General features: G+C 66.0%; 20 protein-coding genes and 1 tRNA gene. 2 read left to right on the top strand and 19 right to left on the bottom strand.

The window, feature by feature from the left end:
- The 14 genes from ABZ909_RS40930 to rplJ all read right to left on the bottom strand — a co-directional run.
- A partial coding sequence (locus ABZ909_RS40930; RefSeq protein WP_357011316.1) for a DNA-directed RNA polymerase subunit beta occupies positions 1–2,069 on the bottom strand: 2,069 nt, incomplete at its 3' end.
- Positions 2,070–2,603: 534 nt separating this feature from the next.
- Positions 2,604–3,356 carry a hypothetical protein gene (locus ABZ909_RS40925; RefSeq protein WP_357011314.1) on the bottom strand — a complete coding sequence of 251 codons (753 nt, stop codon included), beginning with the start codon at positions 3,354–3,356 and terminating at the stop codon, positions 2,604–2,606.
- A 12-nt stretch (positions 3,357–3,368) separates the two neighbouring features.
- The gene (locus ABZ909_RS40920) at positions 3,369–4,199 is read right to left on the bottom strand and encodes a hypothetical protein (RefSeq protein ID WP_357011312.1); all 831 of its coding nucleotides are present in this window, start codon (positions 4,197–4,199) and stop codon (positions 3,369–3,371) included.
- Between the two features lie 82 nt (positions 4,200–4,281).
- Positions 4,282–5,526 carry an MlaD family protein gene (locus ABZ909_RS40915; RefSeq protein WP_357011311.1) on the bottom strand — a complete coding sequence of 415 codons (1,245 nt, stop codon included), beginning with the start codon at positions 5,524–5,526 and terminating at the stop codon, positions 4,282–4,284.
- Positions 5,523–6,764 (bottom strand): MCE family protein, encoded by a 1,242-nt coding sequence (locus ABZ909_RS40910; protein WP_357011309.1) that lies wholly within the window; start codon positions 6,762–6,764, stop codon positions 5,523–5,525. Before ABZ909_RS40910 ends, ABZ909_RS40915 begins: the two co-directional genes overlap by 4 nt.
- Positions 6,761–8,038 carry an MCE family protein gene (locus tag ABZ909_RS40905; protein ID WP_357011307.1) on the bottom strand — a complete coding sequence of 426 codons (1,278 nt, stop codon included), beginning with the start codon at positions 8,036–8,038 and terminating at the stop codon, positions 6,761–6,763. The genes ABZ909_RS40910 and ABZ909_RS40905 overlap by 4 nt, the downstream gene beginning before the upstream one ends.
- 3 nt (positions 8,039–8,041) lie before the next feature.
- Positions 8,042–9,049 carry an MCE family protein gene (locus ABZ909_RS40900; RefSeq protein WP_357011305.1) on the bottom strand — a complete coding sequence of 336 codons (1,008 nt, stop codon included), beginning with the start codon at positions 9,047–9,049 and terminating at the stop codon, positions 8,042–8,044.
- On the bottom strand, positions 9,049–10,125 hold the full coding sequence (locus tag ABZ909_RS40895) for an MlaD family protein (protein ID WP_354850823.1): 1,077 nt from the start codon (positions 10,123–10,125) through the stop codon (positions 9,049–9,051). Before ABZ909_RS40895 ends, ABZ909_RS40900 begins: the two co-directional genes overlap by 1 nt.
- Before the next feature lie 8 nt (positions 10,126–10,133).
- Positions 10,134–11,486, bottom strand: a complete 1,353-nt coding sequence (locus ABZ909_RS40890; protein ID WP_357011303.1) for an MCE family protein — start codon at positions 11,484–11,486, stop codon at positions 10,134–10,136.
- A gap of 70 nt (positions 11,487–11,556) precedes the next feature.
- Complete coding sequence (locus ABZ909_RS40885; RefSeq protein WP_354850825.1) at positions 11,557–12,360, bottom strand: ABC transporter permease; 804 nt, start codon at positions 12,358–12,360, stop codon at positions 11,557–11,559.
- A 66-nt stretch (positions 12,361–12,426) separates the two neighbouring features.
- The gene (locus ABZ909_RS40880; RefSeq protein ID WP_357011301.1) at positions 12,427–13,221 is read right to left on the bottom strand and encodes an ABC transporter permease; all 795 of its coding nucleotides are present in this window, start codon (positions 13,219–13,221) and stop codon (positions 12,427–12,429) included.
- Positions 13,222–13,231: 10 nt separating this feature from the next.
- Positions 13,232–14,296: an ATP-binding cassette domain-containing protein gene (locus ABZ909_RS40875; protein ID WP_357011299.1), complete on the bottom strand. Its 1,065-nt coding sequence runs from the start codon at positions 14,294–14,296 to the stop codon at positions 13,232–13,234.
- 272 nt (positions 14,297–14,568) lie between these two features.
- On the bottom strand, positions 14,569–14,949 hold the full coding sequence (gene rplL, locus ABZ909_RS40870) for a 50S ribosomal protein L7/L12 (protein WP_040862028.1): 381 nt from the start codon (positions 14,947–14,949) through the stop codon (positions 14,569–14,571).
- 64 nt (positions 14,950–15,013) lie between these two features.
- A complete protein-coding gene (gene rplJ, locus ABZ909_RS40865; protein ID WP_354850760.1) occupies positions 15,014–15,568 on the bottom strand; it encodes a 50S ribosomal protein L10 in 555 nt (184 codons plus the stop codon).
- Between the two features lie 436 nt (positions 15,569–16,004).
- On the opposite strand from rplJ, the gene ABZ909_RS40860 reads away from it, so the two are divergent.
- Both ABZ909_RS40860 and ABZ909_RS40855 read left to right on the top strand, forming a co-directional pair.
- Complete coding sequence (locus ABZ909_RS40860) at positions 16,005–16,244, top strand: hypothetical protein (protein ID WP_357011297.1); 240 nt, start codon at positions 16,005–16,007, stop codon at positions 16,242–16,244.
- Between the two features lie 135 nt (positions 16,245–16,379).
- Positions 16,380–16,619 (top strand): hypothetical protein, encoded by a 240-nt coding sequence (locus tag ABZ909_RS40855; protein WP_357011295.1) that lies wholly within the window; start codon positions 16,380–16,382, stop codon positions 16,617–16,619.
- A gap of 119 nt (positions 16,620–16,738) precedes the next feature.
- Here the strand turns inward: ABZ909_RS40855 and rplA are convergent, their stop codons facing one another.
- The 5 genes from rplA to ABZ909_RS40830 all read right to left on the bottom strand — a co-directional run bounded on the left by rplA (position 16,739) and on the right by ABZ909_RS40830 (position 19,648).
- Entirely contained in the window at positions 16,739–17,449 is a 711-nt protein-coding gene (gene rplA, locus ABZ909_RS40850) for a 50S ribosomal protein L1 (protein ID WP_357011293.1), read from the bottom strand.
- A gap of 145 nt (positions 17,450–17,594) precedes the next feature.
- Positions 17,595–18,029 (bottom strand): 50S ribosomal protein L11, encoded by a 435-nt coding sequence (gene rplK / locus ABZ909_RS40845; protein ID WP_357011291.1) that lies wholly within the window; start codon positions 18,027–18,029, stop codon positions 17,595–17,597.
- Positions 18,030–18,189: 160 nt separating this feature from the next.
- A complete protein-coding gene (gene nusG, locus ABZ909_RS40840; protein ID WP_357011289.1) occupies positions 18,190–19,020 on the bottom strand; it encodes a transcription termination/antitermination protein NusG in 831 nt (276 codons plus the stop codon).
- A 136-nt stretch (positions 19,021–19,156) separates the two neighbouring features.
- Entirely contained in the window at positions 19,157–19,546 is a 390-nt protein-coding gene (secE, locus tag ABZ909_RS40835) for a preprotein translocase subunit SecE (protein ID WP_357011287.1), read from the bottom strand.
- 29 nt (positions 19,547–19,575) lie between these two features.
- Positions 19,576–19,648: transfer RNA gene (locus tag ABZ909_RS40830), tRNA-Trp, on the bottom strand.
- Between the last annotated feature and the right edge of the window lie 57 nt (positions 19,649–19,705).

The raw sequence follows: 19,705 nt of genomic DNA, 5'->3' as shown, positions 1-19,705 counted from the left end.
TCGGCGAGCACATGCCCGGCCTCCACCCGCATCCCCTCGTCCACGATCGGACGCTGGTTGGCGCAGGTGCCCTGGTTCGAACGCTCGAACTTACGAAGACGGTACGAACGGCGGGTGCCATCGTCGTGCATGACGGTGATGAAGTCGGCCGAAACCTCCTCCACCACACCGGCCTTCTGGTTCACGACCACGTCGCCGGCGTCGACGGCGGCGCGCAGCTCCATGCCGGTGCCCACCAGCGGCGACTCGGAACGGATCAGCGGCACGGCCTGACGCTGCATGTTCGCGCCCATGAGGGCACGGTTGGCGTCGTCGTGCTCGAGGAACGGGATCATGGCGGTCGCGACCGACACCATCTGGCGCGGCGAGACGTCCATGAAGGTCACCTCGGTCGGCGCGACGTACTCCATCTCCTCGTTGCCGCGGCGCGCGAGCACCTTGTCCTCGAGGAAGTTGCCGTCGGCGTCGACCGGAGAGTTGGCCTGCGCACGAACCTGGCGGTCCTCCTCGTCGGCGGTCAGGTACTTGACCTCATCGGTGACGCGGCCGTTCACGACCTTGCGATACGGCGTCTCGATGAAACCGAACGGGTTGACCCGCGCGTACACCGAGAGCGAGCCGATCAGGCCGATGTTCGGGCCTTCCGGGGTCTCGATCGGGCACATGCGGCCGTAGTGCGACGGGTGGACGTCACGAACTTCCAGGCCGGCGCGCTCACGGGACAGACCACCCGGGCCCAGCGCCGACAGACGACGCTTGTGGGTCAGACCCGACAGCGGGTTGTTCTGGTCCATGAACTGCGACAGCTGCGAGGTGCCGAAGAACTCCTTGATCGCCGCCACGACCGGGCGGATGTTGATCAGGGTCTGCGGGGTGATCGCCTCGACGTCCTGGGTGGTCATGCGCTCACGCACGACGCGCTCCATGCGGGACAGACCGACGCGGATCTGGTTCTGGATCAGCTCGCCAACCGTCCGCAGACGACGGTTGCCGAAGTGGTCGATGTCGTCGACGTCGACCGGGACCTCGGAGCCGCCGGGGGCGGTCATCAGGCGATCGCCCTGGTGCAGACGCACCAGGTACTCGATCGTCGCGACGATGTCTTCCTTCGTCAGCGTCGAACCGGTGACCGGCTTGTCCAGGTTCAGGCCGAGCTTCTTGTTGATCTTGTAGCGACCGACGCGAGCCAGGTCGTAGCGCTTCTCCTTGAAGAACAGGTTCTCCAGCAGGGTCTGCGCAGACTCCTTGGTCGGCGGCTCGCCCGGACGCAGCTTGCGGTAGATGTCGAGCAGCGCCTCGTCCTGACCCGGGGTGGAGTCCTTCTCGAGGGTGGACATCATGATCTCGGAGAAGCCGAAGCGCTCGGTGATCTCCTCGGTGGTCATCCCCAGTGCCTTGAGCAGCACGGTGACGGGCTGACGACGCTTGCGGTCGATGCGGACACCGACGGTGTCGCGCTTGTCCACGTCGAACTCCAGCCACGCGCCGCGCGACGGGATGACACGCACGGAGTGCAGCGTCTTCTCGGTGGACTTGTCGATCGACTCGTCGAAGTACACACCCGGGGAACGGACCAGCTGCGACACGACGACGCGCTCGGTGCCGTTGATGATGAACGTGCCCTTGTCGGTCATCATCGGGAAGTCACCCATGAAGACCGTCTGAGACTTGATCTCACCGGTGTTGTTGTTGATGAACTCCGCGGTCACGAAGAGCGGCGCCGCGTAGGTCATGTCCTTGTCCTTGCACTCCTCGATGGAGGCCTTGACCTCTTCGAAGCGTGGGTCGGAGAAGGACAGCGACATGGAGCCGGAGAAGTCCTCGATCGGAGACAGCTCCTCGAGCACCTCTTCGAGGCCCCCGACGGGATCGGTGACGTCGCCGCGCGCGGTGGCACGCTCACGCCAGTCTGCTGAACCGACCAGCCAGGCGAACGATTCGGTTTGTAGATCGAGAAGTCCGGGAACCTCCAGGGGCTCACGAATCTTCGCGAAAGACACCCGCTTCGGGGCTCCGGGGATACCGGCCTTGGTCTGGGTGGAGACTGCCAAGATGCGTCCTTCCAGCACCTCACGCGCGTCGCGTGGTGGTCCGCGACCGTCGCTTGTCTGCTACGAATTCCGCTGGTTACGACCCGAACGAAACCCGAACAGCAAACAGCGGAAGTAACACCGGAAGGTGGAACTTTCGTGATGCGATCGAGGTATGGACAGGAGGCAGCCAGCGCAACGTCCAAAACTACACCCAAACCTACGGGGGTGTCAAAGTACCACCCGTGGCGATCCGTGGGCGGCAACTTCGCCCCGGTGTGTCCGTGTCGATATCCCGGCGATCAGAACGCCGATATCACCACAGCCGAGTGACGGTCTCCACACGGTTTTCCGGCCGGGCCGCAAGTCCGCTGGCTGCGTTCGCAAGACCCTCGCCGGCGTTCTGTCCCCTGTGACAGCCGCCGCTGTTGTGAATAGCGTGACGGGTCGGACGAAACTCGTCAAGTGGCGGCCCGAGTTGACAAATCGCGAGATCGCCTGTCCCCCTACAAGATCACCTTCCGACGTCGTGCGATGCCGGAAAGACACCGGCAGGCGGCGGCGGGGAGGTGCTTACTTGTCGGTGATCTCGGCGGCCAGCCAGTGACCGCCGACCTTCTGCATGCGCAGCACGATCGGACCCGAGGCGAGGGGTTCGGGCTTGCCGTCCTTGACCGCGGAGATGTTCAGATTGACCAGGAGCTCGGCGCGGTCGCCGGTGAGAAGGGTCACGCCGATCGGATCGGTTTTGACGTCGGTGTCGGTCTGGGTCTGCTTGATGGTCTCGACCGTGGTGTCGACGTACTTGGCGAAGTCCTTCTGCATCTTGTCGGTGAGCACCGAGTTGACCGAGGCCTTCCACTTGTCGATCTCGGCGGCCTTGTAGCCGTAGAGCGTGGTCAGCGCGTGGTCGCCGGCGGCCTTCACCTCGTCGGTGGCCTTGTTGTCGACGTAGGCCAGATTGCCCGAGTCCGAGTCGGGCTTGCTCACCCAGTGATTCACGGCGCCGGTGATCGCGAAGGCCAGCAGCAGCGCGGAGAGCGCTGCGCACACCGTGGCGACACCCCAGTTACGCCAAAACCCGCCCTGACGGGTCGGCCTGGAATACTGTTGCGGGGCACTGTCTTTGGACAGACCCGGACCGCGCGGCGGGGTGGTGCGCGATGCGGTCCGATCCGAACGCTCGGAGGTGGACCGGGCGCTCGTGGTCTTCCGCTCGGTGCTCCCGGGCTGGACGTCGGCGGCGGTTGTGCGCGACGCGGTGCCGCGCTGGGCGGCCGGGCGGCGCGGGGTGACGCGGTTGACGGGTCGTTTCCGGTTGGCCATGGTCACTCCCTCCTAGTTGCCCGGCTTGGGGGTGGGCTGGGTCGAAGTCGGCTGCTGGGGCGCGTCCTGCTGCGGCGCGGCCGAGCCCAGGGGCACCGGCTCGCCGAGGTTCTGCGCCTTCTCGGCCTTCCAGGTGCTGCCGACCTTGACCAGGTCGAGGGTCCACAGCTGGCGGAAGGACGCGGGCTGGCCACCGGGCCAGCTGCGGGTGATCTTCAGGACCGCGAAGGCCGAGGCGTGGTCGAGCTCACTGTTGAGCGCGGTGACCGTGATGCCCTCGACGGCGGCCTGGATGCGGGTCTTGGAGTCCTGGGCGGTCTGCTTGAGCTGGTCCTGCCCGTCCTCCTGCTGCTTGAGCAGGTCGCCGGTCATGGATGACCGGATATTCGCCAGCGATCCGTCGATGTCGTCCGGGTTGATGGACATGAGGTTGACGGCGGCCTGGCGGGCGTCGGTCAGAACGGCGTCGCGGGCATCGGCCCGGGAGCTGTCCTTGGCGTCGCCGAACCAGATGAATCCGACCACGGCGGCGGCTATCACGGACACCACCAGCAGCGCGGCCGCGCCGACGGTGACGAGTTTCCGCCGGTCAGAGCCCGCGACGCCCGGCGTCGGCGGCAGCTCGGCGACCTGCTCAGCGGGCTCGTCCGGCACTATGGCCGGCTCGGCGGGCTCGTCCGGCACGATGGCCGGCTCGGCGGTGGATTCGGCCGTCTCCGTCTCGGATTCGGCCCGCTCCGGCGCGACGTCCGCCAAGGACGCGTCCGGGGTTGTTTCGGGAACCGGCGGGGTTGCCGGCTTCTCGAGGTTCGCCCCCGATTCGCTGTCCTTGTGCTGACTCACGCCGCCACCATACTTTCCTCTCTTCGCGCCCTGGCTGGGACTGTGTGCCATCTCGCTGCCGGACCGTGGCCGGGCAGATCGGTCAGTGCTTGGGCGTGACGCCCATGAGCGTGGCCAGCTGGGTGGCCACCGGGTTCAGGTTGAGCTTGTCCGGGTCGTACTTCGGCTTGTCGTCCCAGGGCTGCCCGACGCTGGGGTCGGCCAGTTCCGCGCGATCGGCGCCGCGGACGCCGGTCTCGCTGCCTTGCGGCGCGGCGCACCGGGCCTGCGTGTTGAACGGGAAGTCGTCGCGGGTGTCGTCGAAGTTGGGGTTCTGGGCCTTCATCTGGTCCAGAATCCGTTGCGTGCCTTCGTATCCCAGGGTGCAGGCGGGCGGGTTGTTGGTCTCCAGCACCAGGCCGAAGTGGGTGGTGCCGTCACCGGGCGCGGTGGACGAGCCACCCAGCGGCAGCAGCGGCAGCATCTGCAGCACCGGACCGAGGGCGTAGAACTTCGGCGAGACGGCCAGCAGCAGGGTGCGCAGGTTGGTGAGGTCCTTGGTGAGGGCCGGGCCGCTCTCCGTGAGCAGATGCTGGATCGCCGAACCCGCGTCGGTGCCGGTGCCGATCAGCCGGCGGATGTCCGGGTCGTTGGACTTCAGCTGCGCCGTGAGCTTGTCGAGGCCGTCGCTGAACTGCAGGATCGCCGGGGACTGCTCGGCCTGGGTGCCCAGCACGGTGCGGGCGGAGCGGATCAGCGCCAGGGTCTGCTGCAGGTTGTCGCCACTGGCGGTGGCGGTGAACTTGTTGAGCGAGTCGACCAGGATCTTGAGGTCGTCACCCTTGCCGTCGAAGGCCTTGCCCAGCTCGGTGATGGTGGTGGACAGCGCCTTCAGGTCGGTGGTGCTGGCGAAGTGGTCCACGCTGGAGAGCAGCTCCTCGACGTGGACGGGCAGCTGCGCGCCGACGATGACCGAGCCGTCCTTCAGGTACGGCCCGCCGTCGCTGGTGGGCTGCAGGTCCACGTACTGCTCACCGATGGCGGAGCGGTCGGCGACCACCGCCTTGGCGTTGGCGGGGACCTTGGGCTTGCCGGAGTTCATCTCCAGGGTGATGAGCACGCCGTCGGAGGTGACGTCGAGGTCGCCGACCCGGCCCACCGGAACGCCGCGGTAGGTGACCTCCGCACCTTTGGACAGGTTGCCGGTTTCGGCGGCCTCCACCTTCACCTTGTACAGCCCGAAGCCGAGCATATTGTCCAGCCGCACGTACTTGGCGCCGACGAACACGACGCCGAGCACCGCGATGACCGCGAAGGCGATCAGCTGATTACGCACCAGACGAGTCATCGCGGACCACCCACTCCCAGCTGCTCGAGAATCGATCCCAGCGGATCGGTCGGTCCCGGCTGCCCGATCGGCCGCGCCACGGTGGGCGGCAGCGGCAGCAGCGAGACGGTCGGCCAGCCGCCGCGCGGCCCGTTGCCGTTGTAGTACGGGTTGGTCGGATCCACGTTGACCTGGCGGCCCTCGGGCGGCACGTACTGCGGATCCTGTTTGCCCACACCGAGATTCGACAGCAGGGTCCCGATCTGCAGGTCCACCGAGAGCCAAGTGTTGACCTGACCGCCGAACGCGGACTTGATGGCCTCGTCCGGGAACGGGTAGGTCGGGATGAGCGGGAACGCGGTCACCAGGTCACCCGCCGACGAACCCAGCGCCTGCAGCGTGGGCCGCAGCGAGGACAGGTCGGTGATCAGGTTGTCCTTGGACTTGTTGAGCACGTCGAATCCGGCCTGCCCCACCCGATCCAGCTGGCCCAGCAGCTGAATCAGCTGCGGCCGTTGCTCGTTGAGGATCTTGATGCCGCCCGGTAGCTCGTCGAGGATCTTGGAGATCTGGGTGGTCTGCTGTCCCACCCGGCTGGTCAGCGTGTCGAGGCTGTCCAGTGCGCGGGTGATGTTGTCGACCTGGTCGTCGAGGCCCTTGATCAGGGTGTTGGCCTGGCTCAGCAGGTCCCGGACCTTGCCCTCGCGGCCGCCCAGAGTCTTGTTGAGTTCCACCACGATCGGCTGCAGCTGCGCCACGCCGCCGCCGTTGAGCAGCAGCGACAGCGCGCCCAGCACCTGCTCCACCTCGGTGGCGGTGCGGGTGTTCTCGACCGGGATCCTGGCGCCGTCCTTCAACCGCGCGGAATCGGCGCCCTGCGGGGGAGCGGACAGTTCGATGTACTTCTCACCCAGCAGGTTGGTCTGCTTGACCTCTGCGTGGGCATTGGCGGGCAGGTTCACGCTGTCGTTGACGAGCACCTGCACGCTGGCTTCCCAGGCGTTGTCGGGGGCGATGCGGATCTTGTCGACCCGGCCCACGGCGACACCGTCCACCTTCACCGACGACTGCGAGACCAGATCCAGCACGTCGGAGAAGCGGATGTCGAGGTGCAGCGGGTGTTTGCCGATATCCGGGCCGCCGGGCAGCGGAATGCTGTCCGCACCGCAGCCGGCCGCCATCAGCGTCACCGCGCCCAGCGAGGTGGCCAGGAGGGCGGTGCGCCGGACCCGGCCGCCGCGAATCCGGTTGGCGCTCATCGCTGCCCACCTTCCTGCTGCGACGGCGGCAGCTGGTCGGACGGATTGCCGGGGACGGTACCGGGGACCGTGTTGTGTTGTTCGTTCTCGCCGCTGAGGATGCCGAAGGGCAGCACCAGCGAGGGTGTCTTCACGCCCGCGGTGAGCTGATCGGTGATCACCTTGCAGTTGTTCAGGATCGGCTGCAGCTGACGCGAGATGGCGTCGAACTTGGGGTCGCCGGGACGCAGCTTGCCCAGGTCCAGCATCTTGCAGATGACGCCGAAGGGATCCTGCAGGTCGGTGAAGTTGGGGCGCATGTCGAGCGTGCCGGACTCACCGTTGTGCACGTTGACCAGGTTGCTCAGCGCGGTCGGGATGAGCGGCAGCGCCTTGGCCAGGTCGTCGCGCTGGTCGGCGAGGGTCTGGGTGAGCTTGGTCAGCGCATCGGCGTTGGACTGCACCAGGTCCCGGTTGTTGTCGATGAACCGGGCCACGTCGCCGAGCGCGACCGACAGCAGGTTCAGCGCCTGGCCGAGGGTCTGGCGCTCGTCGGACAGGAACCCGGCCAGCGAGGCCAGCTGGGTGTTGAAGGTCCGCACCTGGGCGTCGTTGTCGGCCAGGGTCTGCACGAAGGTCTGCAGGTTCTTGACCGTATCGAAAATGTCGGTGCGCGAATCGGAGAGCACGTGCGCGGCCTTGGACAGCTGGGTGAAGCTGTTGCCCAGCGCGTCGCCGTTGCCGGCGAGGTTCGCCGCGCCGGTGCGCACCAGCTGGTTCAGCGCGCCTTCGCCGGTGGCGCCGTCGGGCTTGTTCGCGCCCTCCGGGCCGAGTGCCTTCGACAGTTCGGTGATGCTGTTGTATAGCCGGTCAACCTCGACCGGGGTAGCGGTGCGGTCCTTCGGAATGGTGGCGTTGCGGGCCATCTTCGGTCCGCCCTTGTAGGCGGGCGCGAGCTGGATGTACCGGTCCGACACCACCGAGGGGGTGATCTGGGCGGCCTTGGCGTCGGCGGGGATGTCGTAGCCGCGGTCGACCTTCATGACGACCTTGACCACGTCGCCCTGCGGGTCCACCGAATCCACCCGGCCCACCGGCACGCCCAGGACGCGCACGTCGGAACCCTTGTAGATGCCGATGGACTTGTCGAAGTACGCGGTGATGGTGGTGGTGTTGAGCCGATCGAAGCTCCACCATGCGACGCCAGCGAGCACCACCGCCAGGACGGTCACTCCGGCGATGATCTTGCTCTTGGTGCTGGTGCCACGCAGGAAGGTCAGCGGATTACTCGCCACGAGTTAACCTCCCATCTTTCGGATCGGCTGGCGGTCACCCGGGATGTCCGGCAGCGCGGGCGGAATCAGGTTCGTGATGACCGAGTCGAACCAGCGGCCGTTGCCCAGCACGTTGGAGTAGAGCCCGTAGAAGGGCGCGGCCAGCGTGAGGGTCTTGGACAGGTCGGCCTGGTGGTCGTTGAGCAGGTCGATGGTCTTGTTGAGGTTGGTCAGCGCCGGGCCGATCTGGGCCTCGTTGTCCTTGACCAGCGCGGTCAGTTCCGCCGCAACGGTTTTCGCGCCGGTGAGCAGCTGGTGGATGGCCTGCTGACGCACGTTCAACTCGGCCAGCAGCTCGCCGCCGTTGGAGATGAGCCGCTCGAACTCCTGATTGCGGTCGGCCAGCACCTTGGTGGTGGTCTTGGTGGCCTCGAACAGCTTCTTGAGCTGATCGTCACGCTTGGCCAGGGTCTCCGAGAGCCGGGCGACGCCGTCGATCGAGCTGCGCAGTTCCGGCGGGGTGGCCGAGAAGGCGTCCGACAGCACGGTGAAGCTCTTCGCCAGCTGCGCGGTGTCGGTCTGCTCGATGTTCTTGGCGGCGTCGCTGAACGCGTCCACCACGTCGTAGGGAGACACGGTGCGCGAGAGCGGGATCCGGTCCGAGGGGTTGAGGACCTTGGTGCCCTTGGGATCCAGCGCCAGGTACTTCTGCCCGAGCAGGGTCTTGATCTGGATCGAGGCGGTGGTCTCGTCACCGACCCAGGCGTCCTGGGTGCGGAAGTCCACCAACACCTTGTCGCCGTCGAGGCGGACATCGGACACCGCGCCGACCTTGACGCCGGCGATGCGCACCTCGTTGCCCTTCTTCAGGCCCGCGGCCTCGGAGAACTCGGCGGTGTACTTGATGCCTGCCCCGATGATCGGCAGTTTGTCCAGGTTGAACGCGGACAGGGTCACCAGCAGCACCAGGATCAGGCCCAGCCCACCCATGAACGCCGGACTGCGCTTGCCCAATACAGCGCGGTCGTCCATCAGCGGCCTCCCTTCCCATGGCAGCGCGGGGCCGGATTCGTGTAGATCGGCTGGTTCACAGTCGGCATATTCTGCAGTGCGGGCGGGAAGTTCAGCTGCGGCGCGTCCTTGGTGCCCGGTCCGGCGACGATGTCGATGCCGCACAGATAGAACTGGAACCAGGAACCGTAGGACGCCGCTCGACCGAGCTTCTCCATCTTGATGGGCAGGTTGGTCAGCCCCTCGTCGACCTCGTCCTTGCGGTCGTTGAGAGTGCCGGTGAGCTGGTTCAGACCGGCGATGGCACCCTGCAGGTTCGGCCGCACCGGGACCAGCAGGTCGGCGGTGGCCGAGGCCAGGTTGCCGAGCGAGGTGACCGCCGAGCCGATGGTGCCGCGATCGGCGTTCAGCCCGGTGACCAGCGCCTCGGTGTTGACGATCAGCTGGTCGAGCTGGTCGCCGCGCGAATTGATGCTGTCCAGCACCGCATTCAGGTTCTTGATCAGCTCACCGATCACCGCGTCCTTGTCGGCCACCTTGTTGGTGAGCGAGGCGGTATTGGCCACCAGGTCCGCGATGGTGCCGGATTCGCCCTGGAAGACCTGGATGATCTCGGACGACAGCTTGTTGACGTCCTCGGGGGTCAGCGTCTGGAACAGCGGCCGGAAGCCGTTGAACAGCTCGGTCAGATTGACCGCCGGCTTGGTGCGCTCCAGCGGGATGGTCGAGCCCTTGTTCATCTTGCGGCCCTGTTGCCCGGTGCCCTGCTCCAGCGCGATATAGCGCTGGCCCACCAGGTTCCGGTACTTGATGGTCGCGGTGGTGGAGGCGGGCAGCCAATCCCGGTCGGTCAGTTCGAATTCCACATTGGCCAGGCGCTTGTCCACGATGGACACATTGGTCACCTTGCCCACCCGGACGCCGGCCACCCGGACCTCGTCGCCCTTGTTCAGGGAGGTCACATCGGTGAACCGGGCATTGAACTTGGTACCGCCGCCACCGTAATTGGCGATGGTCAGTGCCAGCACGCCCGTCAGGAAGACCGTGACGAGAATGAAGGCGATCAGTTTGGTCAGCGTCGGCCCGAGGCCGCGCAACAGATCCTTCACTTGACGCTCACCTCACTGCCGCGGAAGGCCGGGGCGGCGATCTTGGTCACCCAGGTGGGCACCTGTTCGGGCGAAACTCCGTGTGCCGCACCGTAGATCGCACCCAGGGCCTGAGCCTCCTGCGGCGAGTAGGCGGTGGTCGGCGCCTGCGGGCCGTACACCTTGTTCTGCGGCTCCGGCATGCGGCCGATGTTCTGGTCACCCGGATTACGGCTCGGCGGCTGGTAGGAACCGTCATTGGCGGAACCGTCGGTGTACTGGCCCGGGTCGGTGCCCGGCGGGTACATCGGAACGCACAGCGGCCCACGCGGGTCGAACCAACGCGGCTCGTCCTGGTTGGGCACGTAGCGGCCGCGTGGATTCACGATCTGCACGGTCACGCGCGAGCCCGGCAGGTTGGTGCCCTTACCGAAGATCTGGTCGATGCGCGGCTTCAGCTCCGCGAAACCGGCCAGCGCGCAACTGTAGCTGGGCGAGTACTTGGCCAGCGCCTCCAGCGCGGGCCGCGAGTCCGCCGCCACGTCGATAATGTTGTCGCGGTTGGCCACCAGGAAGTCGGCGGTGGTCGAGGCGCTCGGGGTCAGCGTCGCCAGCAGGGTGTCGACCTGCGAACGCTTCTGCACGATGGTGGCATTGGTGGTGCGCAGGTTGTCCAGCGCGGACACCAACTGCGGCGCGGCATCGGCGTAGGTGGTCGCCACGTCGGCCAGGCTCTTCAGATCCTGTTGCAGCGTCGGCATTTCGCCGTTGACCTGGGTGACGATGTCGTCGAGCCGGTCGATGGTCCTGCCCAGCTCCTCGCCCTGCCCCTGCAGCGCATTGGACAGTGCGCCCAGCGTGGAGGACAGGTACTGCGGCGGAATCGCCTGCAGCAGCGGCAGGATGTGGTCCAGCAGCTGGCTCACCTCGACGGCGTTGCCGCTGGTGTCCTGCTGCAGGGTCACGCCCGCGGTGAGATGGCCCTGCGGGCTCTGCGGCCACACCAGATCGATGTAGCGCTCACCGAACAGCGTCTTGGGCAGCAGGCGGGCTTTCACATTGGACGGGATCTTGTCGGCCTTGCCCGGGTCTATGGCCAGATCCAGCGTGACGTTCTTGCCGTCGTAGGAGCTCGACCGCAGCTCGCCGACGGTCACGCCGCGGACCTTCACATCCGCGTTACGGGTCAGCGCGTTTCCGACGGTGTCGGTGATCAGATTGACCCGGACGGTGTCCACGAACTGCTTGTTGTAGATGGCGATGGTGGTCCACAGGAACAGCGCCACCAGTACGAAGAAGAGCACGCCGAGGGTACGGCTGCGCAGTTTCTCGGTGGAACGCCAGACCTGCGCGCGCTGCGGGTTGCTCATGCTGCCTCCATTCCGGATGAGCGGGGGGCCTGCGTGGTTACGCAGGCTGCCGCCTCCGGCCCCTGACCGCTCATCCGGCCACCCGCACCGTCGTGGTCGTGCCCCAGATCGCCAGGGACAGGAAGAAATCGAGCACGTTGATCAGCACGATGGCGGCGCGCACCGCGCGGCCCACGGCCACGCCCACGCCCGCGGGACCGCCGCTGGCGTTGTAGCCGTAGTAGCAGTGCACCAGGATGATCACGAACGCGAAGACGAGCACCTTCACGAAGGAATAGAGCACGTCCTCCGGTGGCAGGAACAGACTGAAGTAGTGGTCATAGGAACCACTGGACTGCCCGTTGAAGTAGATGCTGATCATCCGCGAGGCCAGGTAGGTGCCCAGCAGGCCGACCACGTACAGCGGAATCACGGCGAGGAAGCCGGCGATGGCGCGCGTGGTCACCAGGAAGGGCACCGAGGGCACCGCCATCACCTCGAGCGCGTCGATCTCCTCGGAGATCCGCATCGCGCCCAGCTGCGCGGTGAAACCACAGCCGACCGTCGCCGAAAGTGCCAGTGCCGCGACCAGTGGTGCGAGCTCGCGGGTATTGATGTACCCGGTCAGGAAGCCGGTGAGGACACCGGAGCCCAGGGCGTCGAGGGCCTTGAAGCCCTGCAGGCCGACGACCACACCGACCGAGGCCGACATGAACACGATGACGCCGATGGTGCCGCCGATGACCGCGAGGGCGCCCGACCCGAAGGTCACCTCGGCCAGCAGCCGCATGACCTCCTTGCGGAAGTGCACGATCGTCTTCGGGATCGCGCCGATCGCCCGCGAGTAGAACGACATCTGATCGCCGGCCTTGTCGACCAGGTCGACCGGCGCCATGAGCACGGGTCTGACCCGGCGCGCCGACCGGGAGAAAACGGTGGAGCGCTGCGAAACAACCATGGGTCACGCGCCCTTTGCGGGGACGACCTGAAGGTAGATCAGGGTGAGGATCAGATTCAGGAAGAACAGAACGAGGAACGTGATCACCACAGACTGGTTCACCGCGTCACCCACTCCTTTCGGTCCCCCCTTCGGATGCAGGCCCTTGTAGGCGGCGATCACGCCGGCCACGACACCGAAGATCAGGGCCTTGATCTCGCCGATGACCAGGTCGGGGATCTGCGCGAGGGCGGAGAAGGACGCGAGGTACGCGCCCGGGGTGCCGCCCTGCAGCCCGACGTTGAAGAAGTAGCCGCCGCAGATGCCGACGACCGAGACCATGCCGTTGAGCAGGAAGGCCACCAGCATCATGCCCAGCACGCGCGGAACCACAAGGCGCTGAATGGGATCGATGCCGAGGACCTCCATGGCGTCGATCTCCTCGCGAATGGTGCGCGAGCCGAGATCGGCGGCCACGGCCGAGCCGGCGGCGCCGGCGATGATCAGCGCGGTGACGACCGGTGCAGCTTGCTGCACGGTGGCCAGAACACTGGTCGCGCCGGTGAAGTTCTCCGCCCCCAGCTGCTTGATGAGCGAGCCGGTCTGCAGGGCCACCACGGCACCGAACGGGATTGCCACCAGAGCGGCAGGGAGGATCGAGACACTCGCGATGAACCACGACTGTTCGATGAACTCCCGCCACTGGAAGGGCCGGCGGAATGTCTTCCGGAACACGTCCAGAAACAGTGCGAAAATGTTGCCGGCCTGGGCAAGTCCCGACTCGACCGGGGTGCGCAGTCGCGTCAGGGTGGGATTCACGCCGCGTATGTTACCCGTTAGTCAGGTTCTGTCGAACCGTGGCGTCATAGCCACCCTGATACGCGGGCATCACCGTCGTGTCGGCCTCATCATCGCCGTTCTGCGACATCGACTCGCGAATGGCTTCCTGGGCGGCCGGCGGCAGCGTATGCATGATCTGGCGGACCCGCTCACGACGGCGGTGGACCGCCCCGCGCACGGGCATGCCCGGGGTGGCCCGCATCTGCGGGATGATGCCCTCGATCTCCTCGGCGCCACCGGCGTGGTGACCCGAGTCGAACATGGCCTGCTCGCGGGCCATCTGGGCTTCGTCCTTCTCCTCGGACATACCGATCGGGCCCTGCATACGACCGTTGAGGAACTGCTTGACCACCGGCTCCTCCGAGGTCAACAGCACCTCACGCGGGCCGAACATGACCAGGTTGCGGCGGAACAGCATGCCGATGTTGTCCGGCACCGTACGAGCCAGGTTGATGTTGTGCGTGACGATCAGGATCGTCGCGTCGATCTGCGCGTTGATATCGATCAACAACTGCGAAAGATAGGTGGTGCGAACCGGATCCAGACCGGAGTCCGGCTCGTCGACGAGGATGATCTGCGGGTCCAGCACCAGCGCGCGAGCCAGGCCGGCACGCTTGCGCATACCACCGGAGATCTCACCGGGCAGCTTGCCCTCGGCGCCGAGCAGACCGGTCAGCTCGAGCTTCTCCATGACGATCTTCTTGATCTCGGATTCGCTCTTCTTGGTGTGCTCACGCAACGGGAAGGCCGTGTTGTCGAACAGGTTCATCGACCCGAACAGCGCGCCGTCCTGGAACAGGACGCCGAACAGCTTGCGGATCTCGTAGAGCTCCTTGTTCGAGCAGGTGGTGATGTCGGTGCCGTCGATGTAGATCGAGCCCTTCTCCGGGCGCAGCAGACCGATCAACGACTTCAGGAAGACCGACTTACCGGTACCCGACGGGCCGAGCAGAGCGCTGACTTCCCCCGGCGGCAGCGTCAGCGTGACGTCCTGCCAAATACGCTGCGAACCGAACGACTTCGTGATGCCTTCGGTTCTGACCTCGACGCCCACGCCAACCTCCACTTTCTCCGACGAGCGCACTACGTGTGACTACGGGCCACAAAATTCGCGCGGTGTGGCGCATCACAGTAGGTGCGGTCACTGTATCGCATATACACCGTCTCGGACACCGGGACCTGACTGGTCGGTAGGAAAATTCGAATCGAATTACCGATTATGCGCCAATCACGACGGCACAATACGCGAAAAGGGCGGTCCCACAATGGGAACCACCCTTTTCACAATCGAGGCGTTACGAGGCTGTGCCCCGCCACAAGCCCGTCTTACTTGACGGAAACCTTGGCGCCGGCCTCTTCCAGCTTCGCCTTGGCGGCCTCGGCGGCATCCTTGGCGACCTTCTCCAGGATCGGCTTCGGGGCACCCTCGACCAGGTCCTTGGCTTCCTTCAGGCCCAGGCCCGAAACGATCTCGCGCACGACCTTGATGACCTGGATCTTCTTGTCGCCGGCACCCTCGAGGATGACGTCGAACTCGTCCTGCTCCTCGGCGGCCTCGGCCGGAGCAGCGGCGCCACCGGCGACGGCGACGGCGACCGGAGCGGCAGCGGTGACCTCGAACTTGTCCTCGAACGCCTTCACGAACTCGGACAGCTCCAGCAGGGTCATGCCGGCGAAGGTCTCGAGCAGCTCATCAACGTTGGCCATTGATATTTCCTTTCGGTAGTTCCGTCACCGCGCGAACGGCGACGAAGAGGTTTGGGGTAGTGACTTATTCGGCGTCTGCGGCCGGAGCTTCGGCGGCGCCACCCTCGGCGCGCTTCTTCTCCTCCAGGGCCGCGGCCAGGCGGGCGATCTGCGAGGCCGGGGCGGCGAACAGCCCGGCAGCCTTCGACAGGTTGCCCTTCATCGCGCCGGCCAGCTTGGCCAGCAGCACCTCGCGCGACTCCAGGTCGGCAATGCGCTCGACCTCGGACACGGACAGCGCAGCGCCGTCCATGTAGCCGCCCTTGATGATGAGCGCCTTGTTGTCCTTGGCGAACGCCTTCAGCGCCTTCGCGGCGTCGACCGGCTCACCCGTAATGAAGGTGATAGCGGTCGGACCGACGAACAAGTCATCCAGGCCTTCCACGCCCGCCTCGGCGGCAGCGCGCTTGACCAGGGTGTTCTTGGCGACGGAGTAGGTAGCGTTCGCGCCGAGGGCACGACGCAGCTCAGTGATCTTGCCGACGGACAGGCCACGGTATTCCGTGACGACAGTCGCGGTGGACGACTTGAACTGCTCAGTGATCTCCGCAACCGCGGTGACCTTCTCAGCCTTTGCCATACTTCGCCTCCTCTCTGGATGGTCGGTTCTCGTATGAACTACCGAGTTCCGCCACAGGGGCCGGCGACAAAGCAAACGCCCCGGACGCAAGGTGGTCCCGGGGCGCACAAGAAACAGTCGCGATTTCTCGCGGGTTTCCCGACCTCGGCTCTCCCTGCGTGGGCCGCCGGCAATATCGCCGGACCTTCAGCCGCCTGACGGCGGCAACCAACGGTCTTCGGTAGAACGATTTGGGGGTGATCACCGACTGCATGCTCCGAGGAGCACGTCGATGACCGTCGTCCAATATAGCGGACGTGCATCTATCTGCCAAAACGGGGGCACGACCCCGGGAAGCGATGCTCCGAAGCTCCGCTACAAGACTGCGAAACTGGGGTATTTCAGAAAGAACAATCCCCCCGTTAGAGTACGGCGAACTCACCCCAGAGGAGTCGCCATGAGCCGAATACTCGCCAAAGCCCTTGCCGCAGTGGCACTTTCCACCGCCATCGCAGGCATGGCCGCCGCCCCCGCCACCGCCGACACCCCGACGCCCGGAACCGGATCCGGTTCGTCACTGATCCAGACCGGATCCTCGGCACTCCAATCGGGCTCGGCCGCAGTCATCAACCCGCTGTACGGATTGCTCTGCGCCATATCCACCGGTAGTTCGATCTGCCACCTCGGCGACCTGTGAACAACCTGGGCCGGAACGCGTAACCCTCACTGCCTCACCCGGCCGTCTCCAACCCGGCCGTCGGCAACTCCAACCTCCGATTGCAATACAGGAAGTAACACCATGAGCCGAATTCTCACCAAAACGCTTGCCACAGTGGCACTTTCCGCAGCTCTCGCGAGCGTGGCCGTCGCCCCCGCGATCGCAGCCCCCGCTCCCGCCCCGCAGCCCGTCGCCGACTCGGGCTCCGCGTCCGGCTCCGGCCAGATCCTCGCCCTCCCGGTGGGTGTTGTCTACCTTCTCGTCTGCGGCATCTACGCCGGTTCCCAGCCCGACCCCCGCCCGGTCTGCGTGGCTCTCGATAATCTCGCCAGCGGCAGCGGCAAGCTCGGCTGAATCCCGGCCGCGCCCTCTGCAACCCCAGTGACCTCTGACGAACAAAGCGAAGGGCCGGTACGAGATTCGTACCGGCCCTTCGGGCTTCAAGCGTTGCTACGCGTTACCGCGTCGAGGAATCAGTCTTCCTCGGCGAAGTTGCGGGTGCGGTTCGGATCCACCGGGATGCCCGGTCCGGTGTTGGTCGAGAACGTCACCTTCTTGACGTAGCGGCCCTTCGCAGTGGAGGGCTTGACACGCAGGATCTCGTCGAGCGCGGCGCCGTAGTTCTCGGCCAGCTTCTTCTCGTCGAAGGAAGCCTTGCCGATCACGAAGTGCAGGTTGGCCTGCTTGTCGACGCGGAAGTTGATCTTGCCGCCCTTGATCTCGTTGACAGCCTTGGTCACATCGGGGGTGACGGTGCCGGTCTTCGGGTTCGGCATCAGGCCACGCGGGCCCAGCACGCGAGCGATACGACCGACCTTGGCCATCTGGTCCGGGGTGGCGATCGCGGCGTCGAACTCCAGCCAGCCGCCCTGGATGCGCTCGATCAGGTCCTCGGCGCCCACGGCGTCCGCACCGGCGGCCTCGGCCTCGGCGGCCTTGTCGCCGACCGCGAACACGATGACGCGGGCGGTCTTACCGGTGCCGTGCGGCAGGTTGACGGTGCCACGGACCATTTGGTCGGCCTTGCGGGGGTCGACGCCCAGACGGACCGCGACCTCGACGGTCGCGTCGGTCTTGGTGGTCGCAGTCTCCTTCGCCAGGCGCGCGGCGGCCAGCGGAGCGTAGAGCGCGGCGCGGTCGACCTTGGCGGCCGCCTCGAGATAAGCCTTGCTTCGTTTTGCCATGATTCTCTGTCCTTGTCTAAGTCAGAAGTGGTGCGGGACAGGCGGTCCCTTCCACAAGAGCTCTGATCCAACTGCGGCGATCGCGGGCCCTACAGGATTACGCAGACTGCTGCCTCCGGGCCTGACACGCTCGCCGCGGAGAGCCCTACTCCGTGATGGTGATACCCATCGAACGGGCGGTACCAGCGATGATCTTCGCCGCGGCGTCGATGTCGTTGGCGTTCAGGTCTTCCTGCTTGGTCTTGGCGATCTCACGGACCTGGTCCATGGTGATCTGCGCGACCTTGGTGCGGTGCGGCTCGGCGGAGCCCTTCTGCACACCGGCGGCCTTCAGCAGCAGACGCGCGGCGGGCGGCGTCTTCAGCTTGAAGTCGAACGAGCGGTCTTCGTAGACCGTGATCTCGACCGGGATGACGTTGCCACGCTGCGACTCGGTCGCCGCGTTGTACGCCTTGCAGAACTCCATGATGTTGACGCCGTGCTGACCCAGCGCCGGACCGACCGGCGGAGCCGGGTTGGCCTGGCCGGCCTGGATCTGGAGCTTGATGAGCCCAGCGACCTTCTTCTTCTTCGGGGGCATCTTTCTTCCTTGGGTTAGGTTCCTTACGGATTCCCGTAAGCCTTCTCCGGACCGTGCGCCCGGGCGCGGACGCCCGCGGCACAACCCGTCAAGTCTATGCGAACGCGAAAAAGGCGGTGACACCGGCCCGGAAGAGGGCCGGGCCACCGCCCTGACGCACTTAAATCTTGGCGACCTGCGTGAAACCCAGTTCGACCGGAGTCTCGCGGCCGAAGATCGAGACCAGCACCTTGAGCTTCTGCTGCTCGGCATTGACCTCGGAGATGCTGGCCGGGAGGGTCGCGAACGGGCCGTCCATGACGGTCACCGACTCGCCGACCTCGAAGTCGACCTCGATGACCGGCTTCACGATCGGGGCCTCGCCGGGGGCCGCGGCGGCGGCAGCGGCGGCGGCCGGGGCGGCCTTCTTCTGCTGCGCGGCCGGGACCAGGAACTTCACCACTTCGGGAATGGTGAGCGGCGAGGGCCGCGAGGTGGCGCCGACGAAACCGGTGACACCGGGGGTGTTGCGCACCGCGCCCCAGGACTCGTCGTTCAGCTCCATGCGGACCAGGATGTAGCCCGGCAACACCTTGCGGTTGACGTTCTTCTTCTGGCCGTTCTTGATCTCGGTGACCTCTTCGGTCGGCACCTCGACCTGGAAGATGTAGTCCTCGAGACCAAGGTTCTGCACGCGGGTCTCGAGATTGGTCTTCACCTTGTTCTCGTAGCCGGCGTAGGAGTGGACGACGTACCAGTCACCGGGCGCGCGCCGGAGCGCGGCCGTCATCTCGGCGACCGGATCGGCGGGCTCGTCGGAGAGCTCGGCGGCGGGGCGGGCGGGCTCGTCCTCCTCGGCATCGGCGGCGAACTCGCCAGCCTCCGCGTCGGCGGCAAAAGTCTCGGCCTCGTCGGCGAAGCCCTCAGCGTCCTCGACGTCCGCGGTGGTCTCTTCGATCACCACGTCATCCACCGGGAATTCCTCGGTTGTGCCGTTCTCCGGGGTGCTCACTGGGGCACTCGCTTCCTTAGTCGTCACGTAATCCTCTGCGCGCCGGGACAATACGCCCGGCGGATGGTCCCGCTCCCCGCCTCTGCCCGGGGGGCCGCTCACCGGCCGCGACGGTCAGATGCGGTCATCGTGCCGCCTAGCCGAAGAGCCAGTTGACACCCTTGATGAACGCCAGATCCAACCCGCTGATGTACGCGACGATAAAAATCACGAACACCAGGACAACGCTCGTATAGGTGACCATCTGCTTGCGGTTGGGCCAGATGACCTTGCGAAGTTCCGCGATGACTTCCTTGAGGAACTTCACCAGGCGCTTGAACGGATTGCCCGTACCGCCTCGCCCGGCCTTCTTGTCCTTGCCGGACTGCTTGGTGGTTGCCTTGGTCGAGTCCGACGGTCGGTCGATCGTCGCGACGGCGCTCGACGACGCGGCGCGCGTGCGCCGGGCGGACCGCTTGCCGCTCGGCCGAGCCACCGCGGCGGTGTCATCGCCATCTTCGTGGCGAGTGTCCCGCTCGTCGCTCACGTCGATCCTCTCTACGTCGGCATCCAGGGCAGGGGCGACAGGACTTGAACCTGCAACCTGCGGTTTTGGAGACCGCTGCTCTGCCAGTTGAGCTACGCCCCTTCGGCTGGACGGGGTAACGAATCCAGCCACTGTTCTATTCAGTTGTACACGGGTTTT

Source organism: Nocardia sp. NPDC046763 (assembly GCF_040645495.1).
Classification (GTDB): Bacteria; Actinomycetota; Actinomycetes; order Mycobacteriales; family Mycobacteriaceae; genus Nocardia.
Note: the sequence above shows the minus strand (reverse complement) of the source record. Positions and strands in the feature narration are given on the sequence as shown.

Excerpts from the sequence above, each read along its gene's own strand:
- ABZ909_RS40925 (WP_357011314.1), bottom strand. The coding sequence starts at position 3,356 with ATGGCCAACCGGAAACGACCCGTCAACCGCGTCACCCCGCGCCGCCCG.
- ABZ909_RS40915 (WP_357011311.1), bottom strand. The coding sequence starts at position 5,526 with ATGACTCGTCTGGTGCGTAATCAGCTGATCGCCTTCGCGGTCATCGCG.
- ABZ909_RS40910 (WP_357011309.1), bottom strand. The coding sequence starts at position 6,764 with ATGAGCGCCAACCGGATTCGCGGCGGCCGGGTCCGGCGCACCGCCCTC.
- ABZ909_RS40900 (WP_357011305.1), bottom strand. The coding sequence starts at position 9,049 with ATGGACGACCGCGCTGTATTGGGCAAGCGCAGTCCGGCGTTCATGGGT.
- ABZ909_RS40890 (WP_357011303.1), bottom strand. The coding sequence starts at position 11,486 with ATGAGCAACCCGCAGCGCGCGCAGGTCTGGCGTTCCACCGAGAAACTG.
- ABZ909_RS40885 (WP_354850825.1), bottom strand. The coding sequence starts at position 12,360 with ATGGCGCCGGTCGACCTGGTCGACAAGGCCGGCGATCAGATGTCGTTC.
- rplL (WP_040862028.1), bottom strand. The coding sequence starts at position 14,949 with ATGGCCAACGTTGATGAGCTGCTCGAGACCTTCGCCGGCATGACCCTG.
- rplJ (WP_354850760.1), bottom strand. The coding sequence starts at position 15,568 with ATGGCAAAGGCTGAGAAGGTCACCGCGGTTGCGGAGATCACTGAGCAG.
- ABZ909_RS40860 (WP_357011297.1), top strand. The coding sequence starts at position 16,005 with ATGAGCCGAATACTCGCCAAAGCCCTTGCCGCAGTGGCACTTTCCACC.
- rplA (WP_357011293.1), bottom strand. The coding sequence starts at position 17,449 with ATGGCAAAACGAAGCAAGGCTTATCTCGAGGCGGCCGCCAAGGTCGAC.
- rplK (WP_357011291.1), bottom strand. The coding sequence starts at position 18,029 with ATGCCCCCGAAGAAGAAGAAGGTCGCTGGGCTCATCAAGCTCCAGATC.